The organism is Terriglobia bacterium (assembly GCA_020072845.1).
GTDB lineage: Bacteria > Acidobacteriota > Terriglobia > Terriglobales > Acidobacteriaceae > JAIQGF01.
Window position 1 is genome coordinate 63,003 of record JAIQGF010000015.1, and the last position, 10,488, is coordinate 73,490.

The following is a 10,488-nucleotide window of genomic DNA, read 5'->3' on the forward strand; positions in this document are numbered from 1 at the left end:
TGAGATCAGGACTGTCCGGAAATTTTCAGCCGCAGCTCTTCCGGGATGCGGTCGCGGATCTCGGGCGGAAGGCGGTCGTGCACGGCACGCGCGCCCAGCCGCGCGACGTCGGCCATGGCCATGGGCGCCGGCGTGGCCACCGCGACAATCACCCAGATCAGCGCGGAGAGCCCGAATCCGGCCAGTGCCACCAGTTCCAGCACCAGCGCGTGCCGCGGAGCAAAGTGATAAATGGCGCCAAACGCCAGCAGGAATACGCCGGCGGAAATTGCGGTCAGGATGATGAGCAGGACATCGATGGTGCGATGCACTTTCTGCCAGTAGCGGCAGTGTTCGCATTCCCGGAAGTGCTCTTCGTAGTCGCCGCGCATCTCCGGCGTAATGCCGGAAATGTCATACCGCCATCCGGCGAGGATGGCTCCCACGAATTTGTCGGTGCACTGTCTCATGTTCTACAGCCTGATCGGCTCCAATGGCTGGTCTTGCGAAGCCAGCATCAGGCAGTTCCGCAGCAGGTCACGGCGCGTCGCCAGGGCCCGCTCTGCCGCACGCCGCGCCAGGTCGGGATGATTGTTCTGCTCTGATAGATGCGCCAGCACCAGAAATGCTGCATTTCCATCGTAGTCCCCGGCGAAATATTGCGCGAGGGCCTCGTTGGACATGTGCCCGACGCGCGACATGACCCGCTGCTTCACTACCCACGGGTACGGCCCGCCGCGCAGCATCTCCACGTCGTGGTTCGATTCTATTACTAACCCGTCGCAGCCGCGAAGGTTGTCCGCCACGCTGGCCGGCATGTATCCCAAATCGGTCACGATGCCGATCTTCATGCCCTCGGCGCGGAACGTGAAGCCCACGGGATCGGCCGCATCATGTGGGATGGTGAAAGGCGCGACCGCGATGTCGCCGATGGTGAAACTCCGCCCCGATTCAAACGTTTCCAGCCTGGCCAGTTCGGGTCGAATGCCGTCGTTCTTCTGCCGCGCCCAGCGCTGCCATGCCTGGTAGGTGGCACCCGTCATGAAGACAGGGATTTTCAGCTTGCGCGCCAGGACGTACAGCCCGGCCACATGGTCGGAGTGCTCGTGCGAGATGATGACCGCCGACAGATTCAGGGCGTGGTCGCCGGCCAGGCTCATCCGCCGCCCGATCTCGCGGCAGGATACGCCCGCGTCCACCAAAATGCGCGTGCGCGAACTCGCCAGGACGCTGCAATTTCCCCGGCTCCCGCTCGCCAAGACCGTGAGCGACACCATAGAGCGAGAATAGCGGGAGTACGGTGTGAAAAGGGAGTGATAAAGGCGTTAACACCACCATCGGGGTCACAGGTCACCCGATCACCAGATCGCCAGATCACCCGATGCTGCGCTCACTTTTTGAATAATTCGCCCACCAACTTCCGTCCCACCGCCCCGCCATAGGCGCACACGAATGCGGGCGCGAGCAAGGCAAACGATCCGGAAATCGCGCCGCGCGTGAAGTGCTCGCGCCCGAGATAGGCGAACAACTGCGCCGCCGGAACGCACAGCGCCACCAGCAGCGCCCACAGCCATGGCCGCCGCGGACGCATGGCGCCGAGAAACATGGTGACCATGGCGACCAGCAGCGCCGAGATCGCCAGTTCGCCCCATCGCAGTTGTGCGTAGCCGATGAGCGCGCCGCAACCGAGCGCCACCAAGACGAACGGCCAGTCCGCGCGGCGGGGCGCCGAATCAGCTCGGAATGAAGCCGTGGCCATTCACTCCAGTGTACGGAATTCGCGAGCGACAAGCGACCAGCGCTAAGGGCGGACCGTCATGTGGATGTCCACCCAGTACGCAGCTTTCGGCGGCGAGGAAAACGTAGCTTTTAATAGCGGCTCACGCAGGCATTGCGAAATCTTCGTCGGCGGAAACAGCAAAACTTCCTTTACTGACCCGTCCTTCTCGATCCTGACCAGCATGTCGAAACTGCGGGTGTCGGCGCCTGCCTTTTCTTTGCAGTCCTTCATCAGAGCCTGAAATTTCTTGCCGAATTCCTTGCCGAACTGCTCGTCGTACGCTTTGCCTTCGCGCGTCTTCATGTTGGCTTCGACCGCGGCGGCAGCGGCGGCAATCGACGTGGGTTTCTCCTGCGCGCGGCCGGATACGAGCAGCACGGTGAAAACTACAATCGGCACAACCAGCTTGCGCAGGCGCATGCTACCCAATCTCCTTGCGTCCTTAGTATTTGTAGAACCCGCGCCCGCTCTTGCGTCCCAGCCAGCCTGCGTCCACCATCTTGATGAGCAGCGGACAGGGCCGGTACTTGGGATCGCCGAGACCGGATGCCATCACCCGCATGATGTCCAAACAGACGTCCAGGCCGATGAAGTCGGCCAGTGTCAGCGGGCCCATGGGATGCGCCATGCCAAGCTTGAACACTTCGTCCACCGCTTCCGGCGTGGCCACGCCCTCCATCACCGCGTACATCGCCTCGTTCAGCATCGGCATGAGCACGCGGTTACCGACAAAGCCGGGAAAATCGTTGACCTCCACCGGCGTTTTTTCCAGCTTCTTCGAGAGGTCGACGACGGCGTCAAAGGTCTCCTGCGAAGTCGCCAGCCCGCGGATCACCTCCACCAGCTTCATCATCGGCACGGGATTGAAGAAGTGCATGCCGATCACCTTCGCCGGGCGTTGGGTCAGCGCCCCCAGCTTGGTGATGGAGATGGAAGAGGTGTTGGTGGCGAGGATGATTTCCGGGCGGCAGATGCGGTCGAGTTCGCGGAACAACCCGGTCTTGATCTCGAGTTTCTCGGTGGCCGCCTCGACCAGGAAATCGCACTGCGCCAGGGCGCTGCGGTCCACGCCGGGCGCAATGCGCGCTAGCGCCTGGGCGCGCTGCTCGGCGGTAATTTTGTTTTTGCTGACCTCGCGCTCCAGGTTCTTGGCGATCGTGTCCAAGGCGCGGTCGAGGAAGCGCTGTTCGACGTCGCGCAACACGACTTTATAACCGGCCTTGGCGAATACGTGCGCAATGCCGTTGCCCATGGTGCCCGCGCCCAGCACCCCGACGGTTTCGATGTGCATGATTGCCTCGCTGCGTAAAATGAAAACCGAGCAGTGTAGCAGAAGCGGTCGCCGGTTTTCGGTGGCCGGTGATTCGGGTTATCGCCGCCGGCCAATGCAAACAAAGAAATGCCACGGATGCCGCGGATTCGACGGAATTGATCCGTGTTCATCCGCGAAAATCCGTGGCCTGGTTTTGTTCGCCGTTACTCTCTATAGCCGAAGGTCATCTTTACGCCGGCAACTTCCACCACATCGCCGTCGCTCAGCTCGTGCTGCCCGGCAATCAACTCGTCGTTGATTTTGACCTTGATGCCGTGTTCCGAGGCGGCAATGAAGTACTTGCCATCGCGATGGTTGATGACGGCCGCCACCTTGGGCTTGAACCAGCCTTTCAGCTTGATGGACGCCATGTCGCTCTTGCCGATGACGTTCAGCTTGCCGGTCAGCGTGTACTGCGACTGGTCGGTCTTGCCGGCGATCACGGTCAGCACTCCCGTGCGGTCCTTGGGAGGGGGCGGCGGCGCGGCGGCTTGGCCCGGCCCGGCTCCGGGCGCGGCGGGCGGCGGAGTCGGGGCCTGGCGCGCCATCATCTCCTTCGCCTTTCTGGTGTCGAGCACCACCGTGGCCTCCAGCGTCGGGACCATGGGCATGGTCTTCTCGGGGCCGTGGCCATGCGCCTCCTCGTGCCGCTCATCCTTGAAGAGCACGGTGTGCTTGCCGATCAGCACCTCGTCGCCGTCCTTGAGCACCGTCTTGCTGATGCGGCGGTTGTTGACGAAGGTGCCATTCAGGCTGTTGTTGTCCTCGAGCGTGTAGTGGTCCACGTCCCAGTAAATCTTGGCGTGATGGCCGGACACGGCGAGGTTGTCCACCTGGATGAGGTTGTCCGGCAGCCGCCCGATCGTCACCACGCCCTCGGAGAGCGCGAATTCCTTCAAAACAGCCTGTTCGAATTTCAAATAGACTCTTGCCATTTGGGACTCCCCCCGCCGAAGATCCAGCGGAAAAGTTGGTTGTACCAGGGCAGCTCCTCGAAGCGGAGGAGCAGCACGGTGATGTTGTCGGAGCCGCCGCCGTCGCGGGCGGCTTCAATCAGCCGGTCGGCCATGAGCTGCAGGCTGATGGTTCCCTGCACCACTTCCAAGATGCTGTCGTCGGGGACATGCCGGATCAGGCCGTCGCTGCACAGCAGCAGGACGTCTCCCGGTTCCGCCATCTGGTCGTCGAGATCAGGCTGCACCTTTTCCTCGGGCCCGAGCGCGCGGATGATGATGTTCTGCATCTCCGAGTGCTGCGCTTCCTCCAGGGTCAGCAACCCGCGGCGCACCTGCTCCATGACCAGGGAATGGTCCTTGGTGAGCTGTTCGATGGCGCCCTGGCGAATCCGGTAAATGCGGCTGTCGCCGGCGTGCCCGATGGAGTAAAAATCCTTATCGACCAGCACCCCGACGATGGTCGATCCCATGCCCGACTGGGCCGCGTGTTGCGTGGCCGCCTCATAAATGGCCTCGTTCGCCAGGTGGATGGCGCTGCCCAAGGTGTTGGCGCGCTCGGAAACGGTGTCCATGGGAGTGCCCACCGTCGGGAAGGAGCCGTTCTTGGAGCCATCGCGGAAATACCTGAGGACAACATCCACCGCCAACTTGCTGGCGACTTCGCCGGCGGCCTGCCCGCCCATGCCGTCGCAAACCACGTAAACGCCGAAACGCGAGTCGTAGCCGAAGTTATCTTCGTTGTTCTGGCGGACGCACCCGACGTCGCTCTTCCCGGCAACTTCGACTGAAAGGCTCATTGTGTTCGGCGTAATGCTAATCCAAATACGGTTTTCGGTTTTCGGTTTTCGGTTACCGGTTTAAGCAACCGAAAGGGCTAAGCACCGAGCACCGACTACCGATCACCGACAACGGTTCTTACGCTCCCGCCGTGGCTGCCTTGGCGAGCAGCGCGCGGATGTCCGCCGCCATCTCGCTGCCCCGCTGGTAACGCTTGTTCGGGTCTTTCTCCAAAGACTTGTCCACGATGGCGCGGCAACCCAGCGGCAAATCGGCGCGCGCCTGCTCGATGGGCGGATGCGGCGCATTGGCGATGCGGTACATCAGGGTCGCCACCGTGTCGCCGGTAAACGGCTTTTCGCCGGTCAGCAGTTCGTACAGCGTGACGCCGAGCGAGAACAGGTCGGCGCGCCCGTCCACCTTGGCGCCCGCGAGTTGTTCCGGCGACATGTAGGACGGCGTGCCCATCACGGTGCCGGTTGCGGTCTTCGATTGCGAGGTGATGCGCGCGATGCCGAAGTCGGTGACCTTGATCTTGCCGTCCTTCAGCCGCATGATGTTGGCCGGCTTGATGTCGCGGTGCACCACGTTCTGCGAGTGCGCGTAATCGAGCGCGTCGGCCACCTTGGCGATGGTTTCCAGCGCTTCGTTGATCGGCAGGAGCTTGTTCTTGGTGGTGTAGTCCTTCAGGTCGGTACCGCTAAGCAGTTCCATGGCGATGTAGCTGATGTCGCCATCGTCGCCCGCGTCGTAGATGGTGACGATGTTGGGGTGCACCAGCCGCCCCGCCGATTCGGCCTCGCGGAAGAAGCGCTCCTTCATCAGCTTGGTGTCGGCAGCGTCGAACTCATCCTCGAAACGCAGGGTCTTGATCGCGACCTCGCGGTTGATCTTCGGGTCCTTGCCGAGATAGACCGTGCCCATGGCGCCCTTGCCGAGTTCCTTCAGCACCTCGTAGCGGCCCAGCGTAGGCTTGGCCAGTTCGCTGACGCCGCCGCCCTGCACCAGCACGGTGGAATCGGCGCCCGCCTTCATGCCGCCGCGCCCGCCCAGGATCACGGTCTCGCCGGCGATGCGCAGCTTCTGCGAGCGTTCCGTGATGTCCTTGAAGTTCTTGTCCACCGTGGAGATGTGCTCGAAGACCTGCACCGCCTTGTTGAACTGGCGCTTGCGTTCGAAGTCGAGCGCCAGGCCGTAGAGAACGTCCTTCATGGAATCGTCCACCGGGCACTTGCGGAATTTCTCGAACGCCATGTCCAGCATGCCCTGGCCCTGGAAGGAGAGGCCGAGCATCTTGTTGGTTTCCGCCGACTCGCCTTCCAGCACTTCCGTGCGCTTCTCGGTGACCAGGTAGCGTTTCGAAACCACCACCGTGTAGCCGGCCACCAGCATGATCGCCGGATACGCCATCTTCAGCCAGTAGCCGTAGGCGGTGAACAGGTAAAAGCCGCCGCCGATGGAGAGCGCCAGCAGCACGATGGCAATGATCGCGCTGTGACCGGCCTTCATGTGCGGGATGGCGAGCGAAACAAAGAGCGCGAACACGATCAGCAGCGCCAGCTCGGCCTTGCCCGCCCATTCCGGACGAATCAGGTACTGGCCGTTGATGATGTTCTGAATCACGTTGGCCTGGATCGCCATGCCCGGAAACTGCGTGCCCACGGGCGAGGTGTAGAGGTCGCCGCCGCCGGTGGCGATCATGCCGATGAGCACGATTTTGCCGTTGAACACCTCGGGCGGGACCTTTTTGTTGCGCACGTCGGAAAACTTGACGCCGGTCAGGTTGTCCAGCTTGGCGTAATCCACCAGCATGCGCCCCTGCGAGTCCACCGGAATGTGGGCGCGGCCCAGCACCAGCTCCTTGCCGGGCGTGTAGCGGTAATCATCCGACTCGAGGCTGTAAAACGCGCGCAGGGCCTGGAGCGAGAATGACGGAAACAGCTTGCCGTTGAAATCCACCACCAGCGGCACTACGCGCTGCACACCGTCGGGCGACGGCGTCAGGTTCGCCTGCCCGATCGCCTTCGCCACTTTGGCGAAGCGCTCATACGGCGGCGTGAAATCCTGTGCCGCCGTCACCGAACCATCCGACTTCACGTTGGCGATGAAATTCTTCGCAATCTCTTCCGGGATTGGCTTGTCCACCTTGCCGAGGGGCTGCCCGAGCGTGAAATACATGGGCAGCACGGCGTTCTGCGCCAGCGCGAGCGAATCATCGAGGCGGGCGTCGTTGTCGAGGCGCTTCTCCGCCGAGTCCAGGATGCCGACAAATTCCTTGGCAGCGCCGGACTTGGCCGACGCGGTCGCCCGCGCCGCCGCCCGCGCCAGATCCTCAGCGGTGAGTTCCTGGCCGGGTTTCACCACCGCTCTTCCCCCTCCGCCCGCCCCGCCGACCTTGGAGGCGTACTCGTCCTTGATTTTCCGGACTTCCACCAAGCCGGGATTCAGCTCGGCGTCGGAGAAGAAGATGTCGAGGCCAATGACCTTCGCCTGCGCATCGGCGAGCTGGTCCACCATCTCGGCCATGTAGGAGCGCGGCCACGGCCAGCGTCCAATTTGCCGGATACTGTCGTCGTCAATGCCGACCAGGACCACGTTTTCGGCGGTCTTGGCGCCGGCCCGGAGCCGGGCACGGATGTCGTACAGCTTGCCCTCCAGACCCTCGGCCCATTGCATCCAGAAGATGAGCAGCACCACCAGGCTGACCACCGCACCCAGCGCAACATCTGCCCAGTGAAACTTTGGCTTGGCCATAGTTCCGCACTCCGTTCCCGGTTTCTCTCAGCGATGCCAGACGACCAGGGGCCGGACCACCCGCTCACACCTGTAGCTACGTTGGTCCCGTCCGGCTTTCAGGGACAATTCTGGCCCCTGAAATACGTGTGGGAGAGTTGGCGGATTGTACTTACGGATTTCGCGGAAACGCAAGAATATTGTGGCGCCTTCACCGGGGAGTGAGTACCAGAATGAGTCTTTAACTTTGAAATGACGAGGCGCGCCTAGCAAACACCGACCTAAGCAGGCAAAAAATCGGCGGCATGCGCGCCGCCGATCCACCGAAAACCTATGGCCGGGGACCTATTTTCTCTGCGCCGCGACTTCCAATCGAACATTGGCGCGGGCCAGCGCGGTCAGCGCGCGCTGGAAATCCACCTCGGCGCCGGCCGAGCGCAGCCGCTCTTCGGCGCGCTCCTTCGATTTGCGCGCGCGCTCGACGTCAATGTTTTCGGCGCGCTCGGCGGTCTCGGCCAGCACCGTCACCTTGTCCGGCAGCACCTCGGCGAAGCCCCACGCGATGGCGACGTGATACTCCATGCCGTCGGCCTTATACGCGATCTCGCCCACACCCAGTTCGGTAATCAGCGGCGCGTGGCCCGGCAAGATTCCCAGGTACCCGTTTTTGCCGGGAATCTGGACTTCCTGCACGACGTCTCGCTCCACCAGCCGCTCGGGCGTGACAATCTCGAGTTGTAAAACATCAGCCATAGCTAGTCTTCAGTCGTCAGTCTCCCGTCGTCAGGCCTGAAGACCGACGACTGAAGCCTGAAGACTTCTTACGCTGCCGCCGTCGCCTTCAGGCGGTTGCCGTGCTCGACCACTTCCTCGATCGTTCCCTTCATGTAGAAGGCCTGCTCCGGGACATCGTCGTGCTTGCCCTCGATGATCTCCTTGAAGCCCTTGATGGTGTCCTGGATCTTGACGTAGCGGCCCTGCATTCCGGTGAACTGCTCGGCGACGTGGAACGGCTGCGACAGGAATCGCTGCACCTTGCGGGCACGGGCCACGGTGAGCTTGTCGTCTTCGCTGAGCTCGTCGATGCCGAGAATGGCGATGATGTCCTGCAGGTCCTTGTAGCGCTGCAAGATGCGCTTCACGCCCTGGGCGACGTCGTAGTGTTCGTTGCCCACCACGTGCGGATCGAGAATGCGCGAGGTGGACGCCAGCGGGTCCACCGCCGGGTAGATGCCCAGCTCGGTGAGCGCGCGCGATAGCACGGTGGTGGCGTCGAGGTGAGCGAACGTAGTCGCCGGCGCGGGATCGGTGAGGTCATCGGCGGGCACGTAAATCGCCTGCACCGAGGTGACCGAACCTTTTTTCGTCGAGGTGATGCGTTCCTGTAACTCGCCCATCTCGGTGGCCAGGTTGGGCTGGTAACCGACGGCGGAGGGCATGCGGCCCAACAGCGTCGAAACCTCGGCGCCTGCCTGCGTGAAGCGGAAGATGTTGTCAATGAAGAGCAGCGTGTCCGAGCCTTCAACATCGCGGAAGTATTCGGCGACGGTGAGCGCCGTCAGGGCCACGCGCAGGCGCGCGCCGGGAGGCTCGGTCATCTGGCCGTAGATAAGGGCGGCCTTGGATTCGGCGGGCTTGCCGGGCACGATCACCTTGGACTCGCTCATTTCCAGCCACAAATCGTTGCCCTCGCGGGTGCGCTCGCCGACGCCGGCGAAAACGGAATAACCGCCGTGCTGCTTGGCGACGTTGTTGATCAATTCCATGATCACAACCGTCTTGCCGACGCCCGCGCCGCCGAACAGCCCGATCTTGCCACCCTTCAAGAACGGCTGGATCAGGTCCACCACCTTCACGCCGGTCTCGAACATTTCCGCGGTGGTGGCCTGCTCGTCGAAGGCGGGCGCCAGGCGATGGATGGGCAGCCGGTCGGTCGCCTCGATGGGGCCGAGGTTGTCCACCGGCTCGCCGATCACATTCATGACGCGTCCCAGCGTGCCCCTGCCCACCGGCACGCGGATGGGGCCGCCGAGGTCGATGGCCTTCATGCCGCGCACCATGCCGTCGGTGGGCAGCATGGCGACGCAGCGGACGCGGCCCTCGCCGAGGTGCTGCTGGACTTCCAGGATGACGTCAATCGGCGCCGGCACGTTGAAGCCCTCGCTGACCACGCGCAATGCTTCGTAGATGGGCGGTAGCGTGGCTTCGCCGAACTGCACGTCCACCGCCGGCCCGGCAACTTGAATCACTTTTCCGAAGTTTTCTGACATATGAATTCTTTGCTCTGAGTTATCAGCTTTCAGCTATCAGCTTGTGCTCCCGCCGGTTTGGCTGAGAGCTGAAAGCTGATGGCTGACAGCTTTAGCGCCGCTCACGATCTCGATAATCTCTTTCGTAATCTTCGCCTGGCGCGCACGGTTCATCGCCAGGGTCAGCTTGTCTATCATCTCGTCGGCGTTGTTGGAGGCCGATTCCATGGCGGTCATGCGGGCCGCGTGTTCGGCCGCGATGGACTCCAGCATCGAGCGGTAAATCTGCACCGCGACATACTTCGGCAGCAGGTCGCGGAACAGCTCGCTGGGCGGTTGCTCGTAAAGGTAATCCACCAGCGCGGCGGCGAAGGCCGCGGCACGGCGATCGATCTCACGGGTGTCGGCCTCGCCCAGCGAAACCCCGGCCGCCGTGGCCGCCGCGGCGCGTTTTTCCCGCTCTTCCTTGCTCACCTCTTCCGCCTGCGCCACGGTTTGCTCACCGATCTCCTCAATCGGCAGAACCTTTTCGACCACCAGCCGCTGCGCGATCACCGACTTGAACTCGTTGTAGATCACGTACACGGAATCAATCTCGCCCTTGGTGTAGCGGTCGATCACGCCCTCGGAAAAATCGCGCACGTACTCGAAGCTCAGCTTGCCGAGCACTCCGATGTGCTCGCCCACCGTCTGGACCGGGCC

The 10,488-nt window shown here is 62.6% G+C and carries 11 protein-coding genes; all 11 read right to left on the minus strand.

The window, feature by feature from the left end:
* Positions 1 to 5: 5 nt before the first annotated feature.
* Positions 6 to 449: a hypothetical protein gene (locus tag LAN70_15770; GenBank protein MBZ5512607.1), complete on the minus strand. Its 444-nt coding sequence runs from the start codon at positions 447 to 449 to the stop codon at positions 6 to 8.
* A 3-nt stretch (positions 450 to 452) separates the two neighbouring features.
* Positions 453 to 1,256, minus strand: a complete 804-nt coding sequence (locus LAN70_15775; GenBank protein MBZ5512608.1) for an MBL fold metallo-hydrolase — start codon at positions 1,254 to 1,256, stop codon at positions 453 to 455.
* Positions 1,257 to 1,369: 113 nt separating this feature from the next.
* Positions 1,370 to 1,738 carry a hypothetical protein gene (locus LAN70_15780; protein MBZ5512609.1) on the minus strand — a complete coding sequence of 123 codons (369 nt, stop codon included), beginning with the start codon at positions 1,736 to 1,738 and terminating at the stop codon, positions 1,370 to 1,372.
* A 42-nt stretch (positions 1,739 to 1,780) separates the two neighbouring features.
* A complete protein-coding gene (locus LAN70_15785; GenBank protein MBZ5512610.1) occupies positions 1,781 to 2,179 on the minus strand; it encodes a hypothetical protein in 399 nt (132 codons plus the stop codon).
* 22 nt (positions 2,180 to 2,201) lie between these two features.
* Positions 2,202 to 3,050, minus strand: a complete 849-nt coding sequence (locus tag LAN70_15790; protein MBZ5512611.1) for a 3-hydroxybutyryl-CoA dehydrogenase — start codon at positions 3,048 to 3,050, stop codon at positions 2,202 to 2,204.
* A gap of 185 nt (positions 3,051 to 3,235) precedes the next feature.
* Positions 3,236 to 4,006, minus strand: a complete 771-nt coding sequence (locus LAN70_15795; protein ID MBZ5512612.1) for an FHA domain-containing protein — start codon at positions 4,004 to 4,006, stop codon at positions 3,236 to 3,238.
* Complete coding sequence (locus LAN70_15800; GenBank protein MBZ5512613.1) at positions 3,988 to 4,824, minus strand: Stp1/IreP family PP2C-type Ser/Thr phosphatase; 837 nt, start codon at positions 4,822 to 4,824, stop codon at positions 3,988 to 3,990. The genes LAN70_15795 and LAN70_15800 overlap by 19 nt, the downstream gene beginning before the upstream one ends.
* Positions 4,825 to 4,942: 118 nt before the next feature.
* Positions 4,943 to 7,558 carry a CHASE2 domain-containing protein gene (locus tag LAN70_15805; protein ID MBZ5512614.1) on the minus strand — a complete coding sequence of 872 codons (2,616 nt, stop codon included), beginning with the start codon at positions 7,556 to 7,558 and terminating at the stop codon, positions 4,943 to 4,945.
* Positions 7,559 to 7,882: 324 nt separating this feature from the next.
* Positions 7,883 to 8,290, minus strand: coding sequence for a F0F1 ATP synthase subunit epsilon (locus LAN70_15810; protein ID MBZ5512615.1), 408 nt, complete (start codon positions 8,288 to 8,290; stop codon positions 7,883 to 7,885).
* Between the two features lie 68 nt (positions 8,291 to 8,358).
* A complete protein-coding gene (gene atpD / locus LAN70_15815) occupies positions 8,359 to 9,807 on the minus strand; it encodes a F0F1 ATP synthase subunit beta (GenBank protein MBZ5512616.1) in 1,449 nt (482 codons plus the stop codon).
* A 36-nt stretch (positions 9,808 to 9,843) separates the two neighbouring features.
* Positions 9,844 to 10,488, minus strand: a 645-nt coding sequence (locus LAN70_15820) for a F0F1 ATP synthase subunit gamma (protein ID MBZ5512617.1), incomplete at its 5' end; no start/stop codon positions are given.